This is a genomic window from Streptomyces sp. NPDC046831 (assembly GCF_040645305.1).
Classification (GTDB): domain Bacteria; phylum Actinomycetota; class Actinomycetes; order Streptomycetales; family Streptomycetaceae; genus Streptomyces.
In genome coordinates, this window is record NZ_JBEYXZ010000001.1 from 144,881 (window position 1) to 164,679 (window position 19,799).

The 19,799-nt window shown below is 72.7% G+C and carries 12 protein-coding genes; 8 read left to right on the top strand and 4 right to left on the bottom strand.

The window, feature by feature from the left end:
• Positions 1-207 precede the first annotated feature (207 nt).
• The 3 genes from ABZ920_RS00495 (at position 208) to ABZ920_RS00505 (ending at position 4,570) form a co-directional block, all read left to right on the top strand.
• Positions 208-3,198 carry a BTAD domain-containing putative transcriptional regulator gene (locus ABZ920_RS00495; protein WP_361496868.1) on the top strand — a complete coding sequence of 997 codons (2,991 nt, stop codon included), beginning with the start codon at positions 208-210 and terminating at the stop codon, positions 3,196-3,198.
• A gap of 80 nt (positions 3,199-3,278) precedes the next feature.
• The gene (locus ABZ920_RS00500) at positions 3,279-3,623 is read left to right on the top strand and encodes an STAS domain-containing protein (protein ID WP_361496871.1); all 345 of its coding nucleotides are present in this window, start codon (positions 3,279-3,281) and stop codon (positions 3,621-3,623) included.
• Positions 3,620-4,570 carry a sensor histidine kinase gene (locus ABZ920_RS00505; protein ID WP_361496874.1) on the top strand — a complete coding sequence of 317 codons (951 nt, stop codon included), beginning with the start codon at positions 3,620-3,622 and terminating at the stop codon, positions 4,568-4,570. Before ABZ920_RS00500 ends, ABZ920_RS00505 begins: the two co-directional genes overlap by 4 nt.
• Positions 4,571-4,592: 22 nt before the next feature.
• Here the strand turns inward: ABZ920_RS00505 and ABZ920_RS00510 are convergent, their stop codons facing one another.
• A complete protein-coding gene (locus tag ABZ920_RS00510) occupies positions 4,593-5,945 on the bottom strand; it encodes a monooxygenase (RefSeq protein ID WP_361496877.1) in 1,353 nt (450 codons plus the stop codon).
• 691 nt (positions 5,946-6,636) lie between these two features.
• Between ABZ920_RS00510 and ABZ920_RS00515 the strand changes: the two genes are divergently transcribed.
• Both ABZ920_RS00515 and ABZ920_RS00520 read left to right on the top strand, forming a co-directional pair.
• Positions 6,637-7,797: an alpha/beta hydrolase gene (locus ABZ920_RS00515; protein ID WP_361496880.1), complete on the top strand. Its 1,161-nt coding sequence runs from the start codon at positions 6,637-6,639 to the stop codon at positions 7,795-7,797.
• 774 nt (positions 7,798-8,571) lie between these two features.
• A complete protein-coding gene (locus ABZ920_RS00520; RefSeq protein WP_361496883.1) occupies positions 8,572-9,468 on the top strand; it encodes an endonuclease/exonuclease/phosphatase family protein in 897 nt (298 codons plus the stop codon).
• Between the two features lie 136 nt (positions 9,469-9,604).
• Here ABZ920_RS00520 and ABZ920_RS00525 read toward each other — a convergent pair whose 3' ends face one another.
• The 3 genes from ABZ920_RS00525 to ABZ920_RS00535 form a co-directional block, all read right to left on the bottom strand.
• Complete coding sequence (locus ABZ920_RS00525) at positions 9,605-11,497, bottom strand: CocE/NonD family hydrolase (protein WP_361496886.1); 1,893 nt, start codon at positions 11,495-11,497, stop codon at positions 9,605-9,607.
• 690 nt (positions 11,498-12,187) lie between these two features.
• Complete coding sequence (locus tag ABZ920_RS00530; RefSeq protein ID WP_361496889.1) at positions 12,188-14,239, bottom strand: PA14 domain-containing protein; 2,052 nt, start codon at positions 14,237-14,239, stop codon at positions 12,188-12,190.
• Between the two features lie 572 nt (positions 14,240-14,811).
• Positions 14,812-15,363 (bottom strand): hypothetical protein, encoded by a 552-nt coding sequence (locus ABZ920_RS00535; RefSeq protein WP_361496892.1) that lies wholly within the window; start codon positions 15,361-15,363, stop codon positions 14,812-14,814.
• A 1,615-nt stretch (positions 15,364-16,978) separates the two neighbouring features.
• Between ABZ920_RS00535 and ABZ920_RS00540 the strand changes: the two genes are divergently transcribed.
• The 3 genes from ABZ920_RS00540 to ABZ920_RS00550 all read left to right on the top strand — a co-directional run bounded on the left by ABZ920_RS00540 (position 16,979) and on the right by ABZ920_RS00550 (position 19,730).
• Positions 16,979-17,749, top strand: a complete 771-nt coding sequence (locus ABZ920_RS00540) for a TauD/TfdA family dioxygenase (protein WP_361496895.1) — start codon at positions 16,979-16,981, stop codon at positions 17,747-17,749.
• A 65-nt stretch (positions 17,750-17,814) separates the two neighbouring features.
• Complete coding sequence (locus ABZ920_RS00545) at positions 17,815-18,582, top strand: TSUP family transporter (protein ID WP_361496898.1); 768 nt, start codon at positions 17,815-17,817, stop codon at positions 18,580-18,582.
• 77 nt (positions 18,583-18,659) lie between these two features.
• Positions 18,660-19,730: an alpha-hydroxy acid oxidase gene (locus ABZ920_RS00550; protein ID WP_361496901.1), complete on the top strand. Its 1,071-nt coding sequence runs from the start codon at positions 18,660-18,662 to the stop codon at positions 19,728-19,730.
• The last annotated feature ends 69 nt before the right edge of the window (positions 19,731-19,799 follow it).

The window sequence follows — 19,799 nt, forward strand, 5'->3', positions numbered from 1 at the left end:
GGCGCGGGCCGACCGCCGTCCACTACCGTCCTCCTGCGGAAGGGCTCCTCCCGCGGCAGGGCCTCGGCCCCGTGGCGCCGCCCGCGCTCCGCCTGTCGCGTGCACCGTCTTGGAAGGGGACCGGGTGATGAACGTTCAAGGCTCACCGGCCCCGGCCGGTACGTGCCCGGCTCCGCGCCCCGGCTGTCGCGGGAGTGCCGCAGCCTGATGACGGACCGTGAGGAAGGGCGTCCGCTTCCGACGGGCGGGGAGGAGGAGGGGCTGCGGTACGGCGTCCTCGGCCCGCTCGAACTGCGCCGCGACGGCCGTCCGGTCCTCCTCACCGCGGCGAAGTGGCGGATGCTGCTGGCCGTGCTGCTGTGCGACGCCAACAAGGTCGTCTCCACCGACCGGCTGGTGACGGAGCTCTGGGGCTCGCGTCCCCCGCAGAGCGTGAGCAAGCTGCTGCAGGGCTACGTCTCCCGGGTGCGTCGCGCGCTCGGCGACGACGAGGGCCGGCTGCTGGTCACGCACGCGCACGGCTACCGGGCCCACGGCTACCGGCTCGTCGTCGGCCCGGACGAGGTCGACGCGCAGGCCTTCACCACCCTGGTCGAGCAGGCCGGGCGGGAACTGGACGGGGGCCGGGCCGAGGCCGCCGACGCACGGCTCGCCGAGGCGCTCGGGCTGTGGCGGGACGCGCCCTTCGCCGACGTGCCGCCGACACCGGCCCTGGAGGCCGAGGCGGTGCGCCTGACGGTGTGCCACACGCAGGCGCGGGAGATGCGTGTCGAGGCCCGGCTCAGACAGGGCCGCCACGAAGGGGTCCTCGACGAACTCGAGACGCTGGTGGCCGAGCACCCCCTCCGGGAGAGCCTGTGGGGCCAGCTGATGCTGGCGCTGTACCGGAGCGGGCGGCAGGCGGACGCCCTCGCCTCCTACCGCAGGCTGCGCGACCACCTCGCCGAGGACCTGGGCATCGAGCCCGGACCGCAGGTGCAGCGGCTCCACCAGCGGATCCTCACCGCCGATCCCGCGCTGCTGCCGCCGGACGCGCCGGAACGGCCACCGGCCCCCACCCTCCGGGTCGCCGCCACCGCCCCCGCCGTCCCGCAGGCGTCCCCGCCCGGAGCGCGGGTCACTCCGATCGCGGCCGGGGCCCCGGTCCCGGCCGTCGCACCGGTGCCCGCCGCGTCCCCGCCCTCGCAGCCGGCCCCGCCCCCGCCACCGGCGCCGGCCATCGTGCCCAGGGAACTGCCGCCCGCCGGCAGCGTCTTCATCGGCCGCGCCGACGAGAGCTCCGTGCTGCTCACCCTGCTCCAGCGCGCCGACCGGGACGCCGAGGGCGTCGCCGTCGCCGTGATCGACGGCCCCGGCGGCGTGGGCAAGTCGGCCCTGGCCGTGCACATCGCGCACCGGGTCGCCCACCGGTTTCCCGACGGCCAGTTCTACGTCGATCTGCACGGAGCCACCGCGGGGCTCACCCCGCGCGACCCCGGCGAGGTGCTCCGCCGGACCCTGAGTACCCTCGGCGTACCGGAGACGGCGATACCCGCGGACACCGAGGCGGCGGCCGCCACCTTCCGCTCCCTGGTGGCCGACCGGCGCATCCTGGTCGTGCTCGACAACGCCGCCGGCGCGGACCAGGTACGCCCCCTGCTGCCGGCCGGGTCCGGCTGCGCCGTGCTGATCACCAGCCGCGAGATGCTGACGACGCTGGAGAGCGCCACCCACCTCCACCTCGGCGTGCTCTTCCACGACCAGGCGCACGCCCTGCTGGAGCGGCTCGTGGGCACCGAGCGGGTCACCGCCGAGCCCGGGGCGGCGGACACGGTCGTCCGCATGTGCGGGGGCCTGCCCCTGGCGCTGCGCATCGTCGGCGCCCGCCTGGCCGCCCGCCCCGGATGGCGCCTCGGCGCGTTCGCCGAGAGGCTGGGCGACGCCCGGGGCCGCCTGGACGAGATCCGCGTCGGTGACGTCTCGGTGCGTGCCAGCTTCCACGCCGGCGCCGACGCGCTCCGCCACAGCAGGCATCCCACCGACCGGGCCGCGGTACGCGCCTTCCGGCTCCTCGGGGCCGTGCCGGGGCCGAGCATGAGCCTGCCGGCCGCGGCCGCGCTGCTCGGTGTGGACGGCCGGCGGGCCGAGGACGCCCTGGAACGGCTGGTGGACGCCCATCTGCTGAACAGTCCCGCGCCGGGCCGCTACCGGATGCACGACCTGCTGCGGCTGTTCGCGCGCGAGCAGGCGGACGCCGAGGAACCCGCGGAGGAGCGCGAACGGGCCCTGGAACGGTTCCTGCGCTTCCACCTCACCACCGCGCGCAGGGCCGCCTCCTTCCTCGACGCGCCGCCGCAGCCGGCCGGTGACGAGACCGAGGACGCGCCCGCCGCCGGCGGCCCGTGCCCGGCGCCGCCGGCCGTGCCGATCCGGAACCGCGACGAGGCGGAGGCATGGCTGGAGGCCGAGTGCACCAACCTGATGGCCGCCGTCACCCACGCCGCCACCCGGTCCGGCACCGCGGCGCGCCTGGCCGCGCGGCTGACCGAGCCCCTGCACTGGTACCTCTACCCGCACGCCCGTGCCCGGGAGCTGCACACCCTGGCCGAGCTGGCCGTGCGCATCGCCCGGCGCCTCGCCGACCGCCGCGGCGAGGCGCGGGGCCTGGACCATCTGGCCGCGGTGTACTGGCTGCACGGCCGCTACGAGGAGACGCGTGCCTGCCTGGAAGCGGCCCTGGCCGTCTGGCGCGAGACCGGTGACCCGGCCGGTGAGCTGCGGTCCCTGGGCAACCTGGCGGACGCGCTGGCGGAACGCGAACTCCACGAGGAGGCCGCCGACGCGCACCGAAGGCAGCTGGCCCTCGCCCGCGAGACCGGCGACGTCCCGGCCCGGATCACCGCGCTGGGCGGCCTCGGACGCGCCCATCTCGGTCTGGGCCGCGCCGAGGACGCCCTGGCCTGCTTCGAGGAGAGTCTGCGGCATGCCCAAGCCCTCGGTGACACCGTCCTGCAGGGCTTCGCCCTCCGCGAGATGAGTCTGGTCCGCGTCGCGCAGGGCAGGAACCGGGAGGCGCAGGACTGCCTGAAGCGCGCCGCGGCCCTCGGAGGCAGCCCCGCGGCGTACGTACGCTGGCGCGGCCACGCCTGGAGCGCGTACTTCCCCTCCTGCCTGAATCTGCGCATCGACGGCAAGTCACCTGATCCGCCAGTCTTTTGACGACGCATCGGATAACTTCTCGATCACACCCGACCCCGAAGGCCCACCCACCCAGGACCCGGCAGGCTCTCATGGACGTCATGGCAGAACCCGACCAGCACATCCTCCGCATCACCCCGACCGCCGATCCCCCCGGCCTCAGGCTGGAGGGCGAACTCGACGCGACGCGGCACGGCGCCGTACTCGACGCGCTCTCCCGGGTGGCGGACGGCACCGGTGAGGCAGGTGAGGTGCGGCTCGACCTCGCCGGGCTGCACTTCGTCGACCTCGGCGCCCTGAGCGCGCTCACCCGCTTCGTGCAGGCCCGCGGCGGCGGCCTCCGGATCGTCCTGGACCACCTGCCGCCGGCCACCGACACGCTCGTGGGGACCGTGGGGTGGGAACGCCTGCCCGGGCTCGTCCAGGGCCGCAAGGAGGACGCATGACGACCGAGGTGCACACGGGCCGGCCCGTGGAGTCCGAGCACGTACTCCAGCACCACGCGCTGCTGTACCGCGACGAGCGCGAGTTCCTCGCCGGAGCCCTGCCCCACCTGCGCGCGGGCATCGCAGCCGGTGAGGCGACGTTCGCCGTCACGGCCGGGCCGGAGACCGGGGCGCTGCGCGACGCGCTGGGGGCGGGCGCCGCCCTCGTCCAGTTCATCGACCCGCCGCAGATCTGCAGGAACCCCATGCGGGCCATGGCCGCCTTCTCCGCCCTGGCCAGGACGCTGGGCTCCCGCCCCGCATGGGTGCTGCTGGCGTTCGACTGGACGGAGCACCCCGACGTGATCGAGTGGGCGCGCTACGACTCGATCGTCAACCAGGCCTTCGCCGGCGTCGAGTTCCGGGGACTGTGCTGCTACGACACCCGGACCCTGCCGGCCGACGTCCTCGACCTGGTGCGCCGGACCCACCCGAAGCTCCAGGAGGGCGGCGGGCTGCGGGAGAACCCCGCCTACACCGACCCCGAGACCTTCGTCGCCGACGTCGACGGCCGGCCCCTCGCGGCGTGCCCGCAGACGGCCGCGTCGATGCGCGTCCTGCCCGCCGACCTGCACGCCATGCGGACCTTCGTGGCGGAGCAGGCCAAGCGCTGCGGACTGGCGGGCGACGCGCTGCACAACCTGCTGGTGGCCGTCACCGAGGTCGCCACCAACGCCGTCCGGCACGGCAGCGCGCCGGTGACGGTCCGTGCGTGGCCCGACAACGGCCTCATCTGCGAGATCACCGACTCCGGCCACTGGCAGCCCGAGGAGCTCATCACCTGGGTGCCGCCCGAGTCCGCCGTGGAACCCGGGTTCGGCCTGTGGGGTGTGGGCATGCTGTGCGACACCGTGCAGGTGCGGACGGGCCCGCAGGGCACCACGGTGCGCCTGCGCGCCTGCGCCTGACCGCGGCCGCCCCGCCGTCCGCTCACCGGCCGCCCTGCCTCCGGGCCGGTGACCGGCGGGCGGCCGCCAGGGACCGCACGACCGTGGCCGGCCGCAGCAACGCGCTGGGCGGGGCCAGCAGATGCTGGACGTCGAGCAGGACGCGGTGTGCGTCCACCGAGACGTGGCTGGCCAGCACCACCTGCCGGACGTACCGGTTGACCAGGCCGGTCCCGGCCGGCCGGGGTCCCACGGTCTCCGGGTACATGAAGTCGCCGCCCGTGGCCATCCGCCACGGGGTGTCGATCACCCCGGCGGCAGCCCGGTAGTAGGCGCGGGCCATCCGCGACGAGGCGGTGCCGAACCGGTCCAGGCACCGGCCCAGCTCCTGTGCCTCCAGGGCGGCGACGGTCATCCCCTGTCCGTAGATCGGATTGAAGCTGCACACGGCGTCACCGAGCGACACATGGCCCGCGGGGGGCCGCCGCAGCCGTTCGAAGTGGCGCCGGCGCGCCTGTGGGAAGGTGATTCTGCGGGCGTCGCCGTCGTCCACCGGGCGCGCGCGGGCGAGGAGGTCGGCGACGTGCGGGGCCGGCAGCCCGGCGGCGAACGCCGCGAACCCCTCGGAGCCGACGGGGGCGCGGGAACCGTGCCAGCCGCCGAGGGTCACGATCCACCGGTCGCCCTCGACGGGGAAGACGACAGCGGCCCGCTTGTCGTGCGGAGGGGCGGTGGCCATCAGGTACAGCAGTCCGTCGTCGAGCAGCCGCTCGCCCGGGGCCCGCCGCAGCAGCCGGGTGGTGTAGGCGACGTCGACCTTGACGGTGACCGCCGCGGGCGCCTCGCAGCCGACCTGCTCCAGCCACCCGTCCGTCCCACCGCCGCGCCCGGTGGCATCCACGACCAGGTCGGCGGCCAGCACCTCGCCGTCCTCCAGCTCCACCCCGGTCACCGCGCCGGCGGCACCGGTCAGGCCGCGTGCCGTGGTCCGGTCGCGCACCGCCACGTTGGCCAGCGCGGTCACGCGCCCGCGCAGCGTGTGCTCCAGGAACGCGCGGCTGCAGGTGACGCTGAGTCTGCCGCTGGGGAAGCGCACCCGCAGCGCGCCCAGGTGGTGGAACAACAGGTCGGAGCCCGGATCGCAGAGTACCGCGCCGCCCGCCGCGAGCTCGTCGGTGAGTCCGGGGAACAGGTCCTCCAGCGCCGTCTGCCCGCCGATGAGCAGGGCGTGCGCATGACCGCCCTGCGGCACCGCGCGCCGGTCCCGCGCCTCCCGCGGCAGGACGTCCCGGTCCACGATCGTCACCCGGGTGAACCTGTCGCTCAGCACCCGTGCCGCGACGAGCCCTCCCACCGAGCCGCCGATGACCACCGCGTGCTCGCCGACCGCACCCACGCGCCCCTCCTCAACTCGCCGCGCCGCCAGGGGAATTCCTCCGGGCGCCGGGGCGAGTCTAGGCCCTGTCCGACCCTGCGCGTCTGCCGCGCGACGCCCTGCACGCTCCCCCAGGCTCCCAGCTTCGCTCGAGCAGGGGGGACCCCCGCTCGCCGCACCGGCCCCGGACCCGAGTACGTCCAGTACGGGGGCCTGGGGCCGGCCCGCCGGGAGCACGCACCGGACGACGCGCGGCCGCCCCTCGGGCGACGACGCGCATGGTCAGACAGGACCTGGGGCGACGGCCGGGTCGGCGCGGACATCCGGCGCGGTTGCCCGGGGCAGACCCGTCGCGGCGGGCGTCCCCGCACAGCCGCGTCCGCCGTGCGGCGCCCGGTCACCCAGCGGGCGACCCGCCGCCTGGGCGGGAGGGCCCGCCGTCACCTGCGCCGGCCGGCCGCGGACGGCCGCGGGACCCGGCGCGCGGTGACGCGGACGCCGGGCCCCGCGCGGGTCAGCGTGCGGCGGCGGGGCCGACCGGGGCGTCGCCGTGAGCGTGCCGTGCGGCGCGCGACACGGGGGAGCGGCCTGCGCGCAGGACGTGCAGGGACCGCCGCGCAGTCCACCCGTTCGGCTCAGACCGGATAGCAGCGTGCAGCGGGGTGTCACAGGCTGCCCATGGGGGTCCTCTGAGGATGGGAAATCCACTGACATGTCTGAACGACGACTGCCCGGCCTCTTCGGAACACGGTGCGTGATAGCGGCCGCACTGATGGTGGTGGCCATCGGTGCTCTGGTCAGTGCGTGTGGCAGCGAGGTCGGCGGTGACGCGGTCAGCAGGCAGGTGCCGGCCGCTGTGGCCCAGGCGGCTTCCGCGAAGTACACACCCTGCGGCAAACCGCCGGTGAGGCTGGAGAAGATCGACCAGGACTTTCTCAACGGGCTCGCGGCGGCCGGCGGGCCGCCGCTGTACGAACAGTCCTACGCGGCGGCCCGTGAGGTACTGAACAAGGCACAGGCCGGCCCCGTGAAGATGCTGCCCGCGCAGATCAGCCGGCGAACGGTGCCCGGGGGCCCGACCGGGCCGGTCTCCGTCCACGTCGTGCGGCCCGCCGGCGCCAGGGGCGCTCTGCCCGCCGTCGTCTACCTCCACGGCGGCGGCTGGGTGCTGGGCAACTTCAGGACCCATGAGCGCCTGGTCCGCGAGCTGGCCAACGGGGCACAGGCGGCCGTCGTCTTCGTCGACTACACCCCGTCGCCCGAGGCCCGGTTCCCCGTCGCCCTCGAGCAGGCGTACACCGTGGCCCGGTGGGTCGCCGCGCACGGCGATCAGATCGGCGTGGACCCCGCGCGACTCGCCGTGGCCGGCGACTCCGTGGGCGGTGACATGACGGCCGCCCTCACCATCATGGCCAAACAGCGCGGCGGCCCGCACTTCCGCCATCAGGTCATGCTCTACCCGGTGACCGACGCCGGCTTCGACACCGCCTCCTACCGTCGCTTCGCGCAGAACTGCTGGCTCGACCGGGCCGGCATGCAGTGGTTCTGGGACGCGTACGCCCCGAACGTCAAGGACCGCGCCAACCCGCTCGCCTCACCGCTGCGGGCCACGGTGGAGCAGCTGCGCGGCCTGCCCAGCGCACTCGTGATCACCGATTCCGACGTGCTGCGGGACGAAGGCCGAGCGTACGCCGCCAAACTCCGCTCGGCAGGAGTGGACGTCAGGACGACCCACTACGGCGAGATCACACACGACTTCATGATGCTCAACGCCCTGGCGCACACCCGGTCCAACAAGGAGGCAGTCGCGGAGACGACCGCGGTTCTCCGCAAGGCCCTGCGCGGCCCGGCCGGTTCTTCCTCCAGCAAGTGAGCGTCGGCCCCACCGCGGTACCACCCCGTGCGTGAGGCGAGCGAACCGGTCCGACACCGGAGCGGTGGGGGAGCCGGGTGGCGGCAGGACGGCCGGACGACCGCCCTGCCGCCACCCACCTTGCGCGGCTGGTCAGGTGGGGATGCGGCCCGCACAGGGTGGTGGACACGGTCGCCGGTGATCAACGCCTTGCGGTTGCTGCCGCGCAGTTCCACGGCGATCTGTCCCGGAGGTGTGGCCGCGGGCCGGGACGAGGACAACGCCCGGCGGCGCCTCACGCCCGAGGTCCGGCCCGTCGATGAGGTCGTACTGAGCGCTGTCATGTACGGGGCGGACGGAGTCGCGGAACACCTGGCGGCGGGCGTCCTCGCCGAAGAAGCAGCGCACCATTGCGGAGGCACCAAGCGTGCCCTACGGTTTACGCGCTTCAACCCCTCACCCACTCACAGGAGTTGAGACGGCGTGCCGTCCCTTGCGTCCGCCTCGACCGCATCGGCGGCTCCGACTCCTGGCGAGCCTCGGCGAACTCCGCGGCCCCTCGCGCCTCAGCCTCCCTGCCCTCCCGGCGACGGCAGCGAGAAGGACTTCCGGGAGGACTCTCATGCCAGCACTCGCCGCCCGCGCCGCAGCCAACCGTCGTGGCCACGCCGAGTGCGGCCGGGCACCGGCTCGCGGCAGCGGGGAGCGGCGTGGTGTGACCCCCGCCCGTCCCCGTTGGTACGCAGGCGATCCCGCTCGACGACACCCCCACCACACTCTGATCCGGAGGACTCAGTGGACCGCAGGACCCGACGGCCCGCTCACCGCGCCCTGGCCGCCGCCGTGGTCGCAGCCACCGCCGCACTCGGGGCGGCCTCGCCCCGTGCCGTCGCGGCGGACAGCACGGCCGGCGCGGGACCGGCCGCCCCGCCCGTGCCCCTGCGAGTGGCCACCTACAACATCCATGCCGGCGCGGGCCAGGACAACGTCTTCGACCTCGACCGCACGGCTGAGGCCATCCGGGACCTCGACGCCGACGTGATCGGGCTCGAAGAGGTCGACGTCCACTGGAGTGCCCGGAGCAACTTCACCGACGAGGCCCGGGAACTGGCCGGACGACTGCGCATGCGGGTCTTCTTCGCACCGATCTACGACCTGCCCCCGGCCGCACCAGGCGGGGAACGGCAGCAGTACGGTGTCGCGGTCCTCAGCCGCCACCCGGTGCTCGACGCGCGGAACCACGACATCACCCGGCTGTCCACCCAGACCCCCGATCCGGTGCCGGCCCCCGGGCCGGGCTTCGCCGAGGTGACGGTCAACGTCCGGGGCGCCTTCGTGCACGTGTACGCGACCCATCTCGACTACCGTCCGGACCCCTCCGTCCGGCGAGCCCAGGTCGACGACATGCTGGCCGTCCTGGCCGAGGACCGCGGACCGAAGGTCCTCGTCGGCGACTTCAACGCCGAGCCGGCCGCCCCGGAACTGGCGCGGCTGTGGGACCACTTGACCGACGCCGCTCCCAACGGCGGCAAGACCTGTCCGGCGCTCGACCCGGTCAAGCGCATCGACCTCGTGACCGTCTCCCCCGATGTCACTGTCGTCGGCGCGCACGAGACCGCGACCACGGCGTCCGACCATCGGCCGGTGGTCGCCGACCTGCTGCTGCGTCGTCGCGGCCGCGGACCCTCGTGAGGCACGGCCCGGGCAGCCGAAGCACCCGCTGCGCCCGCACAGCAGACCCAGCGGCCTTACCGCGCGACGGGCCGGCGCCGGCCGCGCTCCCCGGGGTGCCCCCGGGAGCAGCGGCGGCCGGTGCCGGTCCGCAGGGTCAGAGGCGGCCGCCGGGGACCACCGTGAAGGACGCCGGACCGGCCGGCAGGTTCACCGTGTACTGGCGCAGGTAGGTGTCCAGGAACGGCGAGCGGGCACCGGGGGTCGCCACGTCGTCCGACGGGTCGTCCAGGGCCAGTTCGAGCCTGGCGCCCTTGACGTCGATCCGCTGCCCCGAAGGGGTGTCGCGCCAGGATCCGGTCTGGATGGACCCGGTCTCCACGGCCAGGACGTGTCCGGCGGCCAGCGTCCAGTCGGTCGCCTTGAGGTCGACGGACAGCCGGCCCGAGCGCAGCAGGGACACCTGCTCGTCGAACATGACGGCGGTGCCGTCCGGGGCGACGTCGTACAGCTTGACCATGACGTTGCCCGCTCCCCGTGCGGTCAGGGAGATCCGCGGGGTGCCGGTGACGCGCACGCTCTGCCTGACCGGCTTCGACCAGACGAAGTAGCTCGAGGTGACCTCACCGGCGCTCTGCTGCTTCGCCAGCTGCCGGGCCAGCCCCTTGGGAGCGGGCTGTTCGGTCGCGGGCGCGTTCTCCATGTCCCACCGGCCCGACGGCTGGACGAGCTGCGGCGCCGTTCCGCCGGACGCCCCGAGGGCCGCGCGGGCCGAGGCTCCGCCGTCGTCGACGTAGGAGCCGCCGCGGAGCGGGAGGCTGACGGACCGTTCCACGACCGGCCACGTCCTCTGGGCGCGCCAGTGGGCGGTGGAGTCCTCGATGGCGTACGCCGGGTAGTGGACCTTCGGCTTGATGCCCTTGAGGTACTGGTCGTAGAAGGAGAGGGTCTCGTCGTACCAGCCCTCACGCCCCATGGCCAGGCGTCCGTCGCCGGTGCGGTCGCCACCGCGTACGTGGTCCCACTGGCCGAGCCAACCGCGCTCCGGCCCGACGTGGTTGCGGAGGTACTCCTCCATCTCCTCGGGCTTGGTGTTGTTCTCGATGAAGCCCTGGGTGACGAACAGCGGGGTGTCGGTGCCCCTGGCCATCTTCGCGAGGTCGCGCGAGGTCCAGTGGGGGTCCCGCCGGTCGGCTATCCGGTAGCCGGCCGAGTTCTCGGTGAGGCACTCCGGGTGGGTTTCCTCCCACCGTGCGTTGGACTGGTACCGGGCGTCGTCGTCGGGCATCGGCCGCGTCGTCGCGATGCCGTTGTAGGCGTCGGCGGTGCCGGTGACGTTCGGGCGGGGCACGCCGTTGGAGTAGATGTACGGGTACATGTCCCACAGGGGTTCCTGGGCGACGACGGCCTTGAGGGACCGCTGGTCCAGGTCGTTGCCGATGAGGCCCGTGACGGCGTCGTAGGACTTGCCGTACATGCCCACCGCCCCGGTGGACCACGGCTGGCGTGCGGCCCAGTCGATCGCGGCCTTCACGTCGGCCTGTTCGCCGGGGCCGCCCCAGTCCAGGCAGCCGGTGGAGCCGCCGAAGCCGCGCAGGTCCACCATGACGAAGGCGTACCCGTGGCGGAACAGGTCGGCGCCCTCGACGAAGTCCTGGAAGCGGGAGGAGGGGCCGGTGTGGGTCCAGCCTTCGGGCCCCGTCTGCCCGGAGTGCCCGAAGTAGGGGCCGATCGACAGGATGACGGGCACCTTGTGGCGCGGGTTCCGGTGCTCGGGCAGCAGGACGTCGGCGTGCAGTTCGGTGCCGGACCTGTCCGAGGACGGGAAGTAGTGCTGTGTCCAGACCGATCCCTCGGGGACGCGGTCGTTCTCCGCGTGCGTGACGGCGCGGGTCGCGGTGGCAACCACCGGCGTCCCGGCCGGTGACGCGGCGGACGGTCCGCTCGTCGCTCCGGGCGCCGCGGCGGAGGGGGCGGCGAGCACACCGGTCAGTGCCAGGGTGGTGACGAGTGACGAGGCGGCCCAGGCAGCCGCACGACGTCTCTTCACATGCTCCTCCCGAGATGGTGAGTTACTGGGTGGTGCAGGTGTACCGATCGAGCAGCGGCCCCTGACTTGTAGCAAACGGACCGGTGTTGGGCGGCCGGGCGCACGCGGAAAGCGGAGTCGACGGGCGTGAGCGCCGGCGGGAGCCGACGGCCAGCAAGCGTATGATCAGCAACAATGACCGTCAACGAGTCGGCACAGAAGGCCTTTACCGGCACGGACCCCCGGCCCGGTCGCGTCCGGGCCGAAGATAATCGGCGGGAGGACCGCCCCTGTCCGCCGCTGCGCCCGGCGGGCGATGAAATCCGCGATGCCGTCTCACCGCTCGGTGGGCCGGGACCTCGATGATCACGGGTGACCACAGCGAAACGATCACGGTGGCGGTGTCGCCGGAGGGGCTCTTCTCCTACCTCGCCGACGGAGCGGAATCTGCCCGCCTACCTGCCGCCTCTGACGTCCGCGCGGCCCCATGGCGGTGACCCGCTCACCGTCACCGCTGACACCGATCCGCCCGACGCCCCGGAACAGGACGTCACCAGCGAGGCGTGCATCCACGTCGTCGAGGACGGCAACAGCCCGGAGTGGGGTGCGCCGCGTCCGAACGACTACCACGGCCGGCTGCACATCCGCGGCGCGGGGTCCCCGGGCGGCCCTTTCCGCCCCGGCAACCCGGGCCCCGACCACGCCGCGTGGCTAGACGCGGTCCTGGAAGACGCAGTTCCACACGTGTGTGCCGGCGACGCTGCCGTCGGCGCGCACCGCCTCCAGCGTGTAGAAGTACGTGGCCCCGCGCGCGGCGGTGGTGTCCGTGTAGGCACGGGTGTCCGCCGGCAGCAGTCCGGCGTGCAGCGGCTCGTACGCCTTAGTGACCGCGTTCCACCGGCTGACCCGGTAGCCCGCCACGGTGCCGCACTCAGCCGTCTTGTCGCACCGCCAGTTGATGGACGGCCCGTCCTCGTCGGGTCCGCCGATCACGGTGCCGTACCCCAGGCTCCCGAGCTGCCAGTCCCGGGTAACCGTCACGGACGGCCGGACGTCCAGCTCGGTGGCCTCGACGACCTTGACGTTCGGGTCGGTCGGGGGCAGCGCGTTGTCCCAGCGGTCCTTGGCGACGACCGCGTACACGTACGTCTCGCCGTCGGGCAGGTCGCCGCAGAGGACCGCGACCGGATCGCTCTCGCCGTCCCGGCAGTCGGCGACGGTGAGCCACTTGACCGTGCCGTCGGCCTGCCGGGTGCCGGTCCAGGTCACGTAGCGGTCGACGTCGTCCTCGGGCGAGGCCGTCCAGCTCACCAGGACGCCGTCGGCGCGCGGGGTGGCCGTCACGCCGGTGACCGGGCCGGGCGGGACGGAGTCGCCGGTGCGGACCGACAGCGGGGCGGACAAGGCCGATTCGTTGCCGGCCGGGTCCACCGCCGCGACGGCGTACGTCACGTACGTGCCGGCGGGCATGTCCAGGTCGTGGCAGGTGCCGCCGGAGCTGGTCTGGTCGCTGCCCTCGGCGCAGGTCACGCGGGTGAGCGCGGCGGTGTCGAGCGTCCCTCCGGTCGACCGGTAGACGTGGTAGGTCCCGCCGTTGTCGAAGCCCTGGCCGAAGCCGTCGGGCTGCTTCCAGTACACGTCGGTGTATCCGCCGCGGACGACGGCACCGAGGTCGGTCGGGGACTTCGGCGGCGTGCGGTCGACGCCGTCGCCGGTGACCGTCGCGTACGCGCCCGGATTGCCGAGCGCGTCGAGGGCCCGGACCCGGTAGTAGCGGGTGGTGTTCTCCGGCGCGTCGGTCCGGTACGACGGCGTGGTCGTCGTGCCCAGCAGCGTGAACGGGCCGGCGGCCGCGGAGGCGGAGTACACCTCGTACGTCGCAGCCTCGGCGACCGGCTGCCAGTTCAGCGTGGCCCACCAGGCGTCGCTGACGACGGTGAGCCCCGTCGGAGCCGCCGGGCCCGTGCGGTCGACGGTGGTGGCGGTCACGTCGAGGCTGCCGGTGGACTCGCGGCCCGCCTTGTCGACCGCACGGACCTCGTAGAGCATGGTCTGGCCGGTGGCGGGCGGTGCGTCGACGAAGGTCGGGGAGGTGAGCAGGGAGGTACCGCTGACCTGGGTCCACTGGGTGGCGCTCAGCCGACGGTAGACACGGTACCCGGCGAGGTCCATCTCCTTGTTGGCGGACCAGCGGAGCGTGGTCTTCGCGGTGGTCCTGTCGTACGCGGCGGTGAGGCCCGTCGGTGCGAGCGGCTTGACCGTGTCGACGGCGGCCTCGGTGCGCGGGGCATACGTGAACGCGGCGTAGGCGTAGCCGGTCCAGGCGACGTAGTCGACGCGGAGGGTGTGCTTGCCGGCCGGGATGGTCAGGTCGACGGTCTTGCGGACGGTCGTGGAGACGTTCTTCCACATGTCGATCTTCCGCACGCCGTCGACGTAGACGCGCATGCCGTCCTGGGTGGCCGCGGAGAGCCGGAAGGGGCCACCGGAGCCGAAGTCCCGGGTGAGCGACCACCGGACGGAGAAGTTGTCGTTCGGCAGAGTGACGCCGGCGGGGTCGCCGTTGCCGTAGGTCTCGGCGATGGCCGAGTCACAGGCGGTCAGCTTGGGGGTGCCGCTGAACGAGGTGTTGGCGTAGTACTGCGCTGTCCAGGCCGGGGAGGCGCAGGTCACGGCCGCGGAGGCCGGGGCGGCGGTGATCAGGCCGCCGGTGGCGGCGAGCGCGGCCACCAGGGCCATCGCGCTCAGCCGGTTGCGAGTCATCACAGAGGGAGGGCCCTTTCCGGACCGACGTGGAACACGTGAAACGTTGGGACACCTGTGTGACTCGTGAGGCCGGGACACGGTTGCCCCGTCCCGGCACTTTTCCGGCCTGGCGTTCGACGTCGTCGGCATATGCCCCTCACCGGGCAGAAGCGCGGGACACAGCGCAAGGGCCTGAGCACCGACGGCGAGGATCACCGCAAGCTCCAGCGTGAGCCATGCGCTTTCGTCACCCGTCCGGGTGCGTTCGACGGCCACGGCACCGGTCTGTGCCAGGGCTGGGCAGCGCTGCCAAGGGGGCGTGCCGCAGCAGGACTTGGCTCCGGAGGTGGCCCGGTGGGGAGGAGGGCCACGGCCGGGCAGGCGCGCAGCGGCATCTGTCCGGTCCTAGGATGGTGTGACAGACGCACGGCTGTCAGCCGGCGCCCGATGCGGACACCGCGAGCGCGGTTCCGGTGGCACGGGGTCCCCGCCGCCGGGGCGCCCCTCGACGGCGGGGCTGAGACCAGAACCCCGGCCCGATTACGGCGGGCCGGGGTTCTGCATCAGGTGGGGTGCGTCATGCGGTCGGCTCAGTAGCCGCCCTTGTCGCCGCCCCGGTGGTCGTGGATGACGCGGAAGCTGCCCACGACCCCGTCGTGGACCCGCACGCCTTCGGTGCAGCCGGGCCTGACGCCGTTGCTGGAGCTGCGGGGGCCGACGGTGGCGATGGGCGCGCCGTTGTCGCAGGTCACTCCGCGGAAGACCTCCACGGTCTTCTTGCTGTCGTTGCGGATGTTGAGGGTCCTGGAGCCGAGGCCGCTCACGACGGTGATGCAGCCGCCCGGGCGGGCGTTGTAGGACCGCTCGTTGATGTGGATCCAGCCCTCGTCGTAGTCCTTGTCCTTTCCGCCGTGGTCGTTGCCCCGGTCGCCGCCGCGGTCGTTGTCGTTGTCGTTGTTGTTGTTGCCGCCGACGTCGCCGCCCGTGGGCGCCTGGGCGGGAGCGACGGCCTGGTGGACGGCGGCCGGGGCGGCCTGGGGAACCGGCGCGGCCGAGGCCGAGGCGTAGGTGATGCCGGTCGCGGTCAGCGCCGCGGCGGCCGCCACGGCCGCGGTGATCGCAGAGGAACGGGTCATGATCATGGCACTGCTCTCCTGTCTTGCAGTCAGAGAAGCCGGCTTGCGAGAGCCGACGTGTGATTAACGTACTAATAGGCCCCAAGGCTGTCATTTCGGTCAGGCCGGAAGTGTGCGCACCTGAGGGCCAATCGGGGTACCCCGGGGCGTGCGGGGGCTCGGCTGCGGGGAGCTCCAGGCTCCTCGAAGTAACCGCCGGCCAACATGAGTTGACGTGCGATTAGCCCTTCGAGGTGATGTCTGACGGCGGCTCACCCATGCGGCAGCGGATCGCCCGGAGCGGCCCGCGCGATGAGCCCTGGCGTGACGGATCGGACGGGCTCGCGGAACGGGGCGCGGGCGCGGCAGCCACTCCAGCCATGCGCTGGGTGTCATGGCGTGGCGCCGTACGACGGCGGGAGGGGAAGGTCACCGGCCGCGTCGGGGAAGGGGCCCGGGCGCGGGATCTGTGACGAGCAGTCACCCTGTGCTCGGGTTCGCCCGCGTTGTCGCGAGGTCGGTGCGGGCACCGGTTCAACGGCGTGGCGTGAGGGCGGCCCACACTTTCATGTGATAACAGCCTGTCAGCCCTACGGGTGGCGTCGAGACTTCTGCGGCGTGGCGCCGAGGGCGGGCGATCCTCAGGTGGTAATGCCCCTTCAGAAGACGGCGCTGCTCACCCGCGCGGGCCGCGCTGACGGTCCATCGGACGTCCGCCGTGGGAGTCGGTGACGCGGCGGTGTGCCCTCGTGCTCGTGGAACTCCAGCGCGCGACCACGTCGGCGGGGGAGGGGCGGGGCGAGCGCGGTGCGGACCTGCGGGGTGCTGACGCCGTGCCCGGAAGGATCGGCTGGGCACCGGCGGCAGATGTCCGAGGTCCGCGGCTGCGCACCCGTCATCGCCTGAGCGGATCGGTCGGCGTCCGGACAGAGATCAAGGGCCCACGGCGCCACGCTGGCGATCACCCTGTGGCCCCATCACCCCCAGCCGGGTCACCGAACGGCTCGCCCGGTGAAAGCGGGGCAGCCGGTTCTTTCTGTGCGGTGCCGTTCGGCATGCCGGACGGCATGTGGCGAAAAAGCACCCTCGGGCTGCGCACCACCTCGCCCGGGCGCGTCGGCCGGACAGCGCCGGGAAGGCACCCGCCCGCGGCTCGCCGGCCCCATCACCATGTCGATCATCAGAGCAGCTCAGAACCAGTGAATGGTCAGGCGCGACCAGTGCTGCACGCCTTACACGGCGAGCGATACACGGCAGTATGAACCTTTCGTCCGTTTGTTCACTTCAGGAACTCTTCCCGGTAATTGTCACCTTCCTTAACAGGCGGGCCACCGTCCGAAACCTCTTGTTGACGGAGTGAATTCTCGCGGTCTACCTTGATCCACGTATTCGGCGAGTGCACATGCGAAGCTTGGAGGGGCATTTGACCACCACCGCTCAAGGCGTGACGAACTATCGATTAACCGAATCCGAGGCGGCCAAGACGCGAGAATTATCAGCACTCGCGGCCCGCCTCTCCAACTCACCCCCCATCGTCATTTCGGGACTTCTGGTCGATCTCCCCGAAGGAATGCGGAAATCCCTGATCGACTTCGGAACGGATAGCGGAGCGAGCGGACATTTCCTGCTCCGTGGTCTCAATGTGGAAGACCTTCCGGACACGCCCGTGGTCCACGGAATAGCGGCTCTCGACAGCCATTTCACGAACGGCACCCTGATGCTGGTCGCGGATCTTCTCGGTTCCCTCGTCGGATACCACGACGAGAAGTCGGGGGCCCTGTTCCACGACGTGCACCCGGTTCGCGGCGAGGAGCACCGCATCGAGAACAGCGGCTCGGTCGCCTTCGACTTCCACACGGAGAACGTGCACCACCCCCTGCGGCCGGACTTCCTGGGCCTGCTCTGCCTGCGGCAGGACCACGAGGCGATCGCCGCCACCCGGGTGTCGTCCGTGCGTGACGCGCTGCCGCTCCTCGCCGAGGAGCAGGTGGCGGAACTGCGGAAACCGCAGTTCCACAGCCTGTACCCGACGTCCTTCACCCGGAACACCGACGGGCCGCGGCCCTCGTCGGGACCGCACCCGGTGGTCTTCGGCCCCCCGGAGCGGCCTTTCATCCGCTTCAACTCGCACAACACACGGGCCTCCGACCCCGCCGGGCAACTCGCGCTGCGCGCCCTGACCGAGGCGCTGGAGAGCGTCTGCCGCGACCTGGTGCTCGCCCCAGGCGACCTCGTCGTCCTGGACAACCACGTGGTGGTGCACGGCCGCAGCGCCTTCCAGCCCCGCTACGACGGAAGCGACCGGTGGCTGCGCCGCTTCTACTCCCTGCGCTCCACCCCGCTGTGGGCCCAGCGCATGATGCGCCACCCGCGCGTCCTGCCCGCGATGGCGGACATCCGCGGAGTCGTCTGACCCAGGGCGGGTGGTCCGGCCCCGGGAAGGCGGGCGCCGGCCGTCACATGAACGAATGAGGAAAAGTGGATCTGTACGAGGTGCTCGGACTGCTGCTCGCCGCGACGGCAGCCGGGTGGGTGGACGCCGTCGTGGGCGGGGGCGGGGTGCTGCTGATCCCCGTACTGCTGCTGACCTTCCCGCAGTACCCGCCCGCGACGGCGCTGGGCACGAACAAGATCGCCGCCGTGATGGGCACCGCGACCGCCGCGTACATGTACCAGCGGCGCACCCGGCTGGACCGCTCGGTCCTCCTGCCGGCCGCGGCGCTCGCCGTCCCCTTCGGCGCACTGGGCGCGCTCTCCGCGGCCAGCGTGCCCACCGGATACTTCCGGCCCGTCATCATGGCCCTGCTCGTCGCGGTGGCCCTCTTCGTCGCCTTCAAACCGTCATTCGGCGTGCAGCAACTGAAGACGGTCGTGACCCGGCGCCGCCGCGTCACGGCCATCCTCCTGGCGGGTGTCGGAATCGGATTCTACGACGGAGTCTTCGGCCCCGGCGTCGGCACCTTCCTCATCATTTCCTTCACCACACTCCTGGCCACCCAGTTCCTGGAGAGCGCGGCCATGGCGAAGGTCATCAACGCCTCGTCCAACCTGGGCGCCCTCGCCTTTTTCGCCTGGCAGGGAAACGTTCTGTGGGCCATCGGGCTCGGTATGGCGGTGGGCAATATCACCGGAGCCATGATCGGCTCGCGCACGGCCATGAAAAGGGGCTCTGGATTCGTACGGATCGTATTGGTTCTCGTGGTCACCGGAATGGTGATCAAGATGGGATTCGACCAGTTCACGTAAGTGAATCCCCGTGTCGCCCGAGAAAAGCATCGACGAACGGCGACCGGCGAGATCGTAGACAGGAATCAGGAGATCGCATGGCAAGGGAACTCTCCGCTCTGCTGACCCTGCCCGACTTCGAGCGGGCGGCCGACTCCGTGCTCGACGCCGCTTCCTGGGCGTACGTCGCGGGCGGCGCCGACACACAACTCACGGTGCGCGCCAACACCGAGGCCTTCGACCAGGTGTGGCTGCGGCCCAAGGCACTCGGCAGCGTGAGCGACAAGCCGGACACCTCGGTGACCGTCTTCGGGCAGCGGCTCGACCTGCCCGTCCTGCTCGCCCCGACCAGCCCGCAGCGGCTCCTGCACGACGACGCGGAGATCGCCACCGCCCGCGCGGCCGAGGCCTCGGGCTCGCTCTCCATCGTCAGCACCGACAGCCACCACGCCTTCCCCAAGGTGGCCGGGTCCATCGAGGGCGGCTGCTGGTTCCAGCTGTACGCCTACCGGTCCCGCGAGGACGTCGCCGCGACGATCGCCCTGGCGGAGGACGCCGGGGCGACCGCTCTCGTGGTGACCGTCGACGCCAGCCACGCGGCCCGCCGTATCACCACCCGCCGGGCGGGCTTCCGCACCCCCGCCCACGTCGACTTCGGCAACCTGCGCTCGCTCGGCATCCTCACCGGCGCGATTCCGGACGGCGCGCGCATCGATCGCCTCCCCCTGACCTGGGAGGACCTCCAATGGATCCGGAGCCGGACCGGGATACGCGTGGTGGTGAAGGGCATCCTGCGTGCCGAGGACGCCCAGCGGTGCCTCGATCTCGGGGCGGACGGCGTGATCGTGTCCAACCACGGCGGCCGCCAGCTCGACGGCGCGGTACCCAGCCTGGTCGCGCTCGAACAGGTCGCGGAGGCGATCGACGGCCGCGGTCTGGTCCTGATGGACGGCGGCATCCGGTCCGGGATCCACGTCGTCAAGGCGCTCGCGCTCGGCGCCGACGCCGTGTGCATCGGACGGCCCTACCTGTGGGGCCTCGGTCTCGCCGGACAGGAGGGCGTCGAGGCGGTCCTCGACCTCCTCAAGGAGGAGATCGAGGACACCCTCCGCCAGCTCGGCGTGGACTCGGTCGCCGACATCGGCCCCGACTTCGCGACCCGGGGCTGACCGCCCATGGGCCCTCTCGACCTCGCGCCCGTCGCGCCCGCCGCAGGCGCCGCACCGTCCGCACTCGCT

Coding starts and splice junctions, on each gene's coding strand:
- ABZ920_RS00500 (WP_361496871.1), top strand. CDS start 3,279: ATGGCAGAACCCGACCAGCACATCCTCCGCATCACCCCGACCGCCGAT.
- ABZ920_RS00495 (WP_361496868.1), top strand. CDS start 208: ATGACGGACCGTGAGGAAGGGCGTCCGCTTCCGACGGGCGGGGAGGAG.
- ABZ920_RS00505 (WP_361496874.1), top strand. CDS start 3,620: ATGACGACCGAGGTGCACACGGGCCGGCCCGTGGAGTCCGAGCACGTA.
- ABZ920_RS00550 (WP_361496901.1), top strand. CDS start 18,660: ATGGCAAGGGAACTCTCCGCTCTGCTGACCCTGCCCGACTTCGAGCGG.
- ABZ920_RS00535 (WP_361496892.1), bottom strand. CDS start 15,363: ATGATCATGACCCGTTCCTCTGCGATCACCGCGGCCGTGGCGGCCGCC.
- ABZ920_RS00530 (WP_361496889.1), bottom strand. CDS start 14,239: ATGACTCGCAACCGGCTGAGCGCGATGGCCCTGGTGGCCGCGCTCGCC.
- ABZ920_RS00515 (WP_361496880.1), top strand. CDS start 6,637: ATGTCTGAACGACGACTGCCCGGCCTCTTCGGAACACGGTGCGTGATA.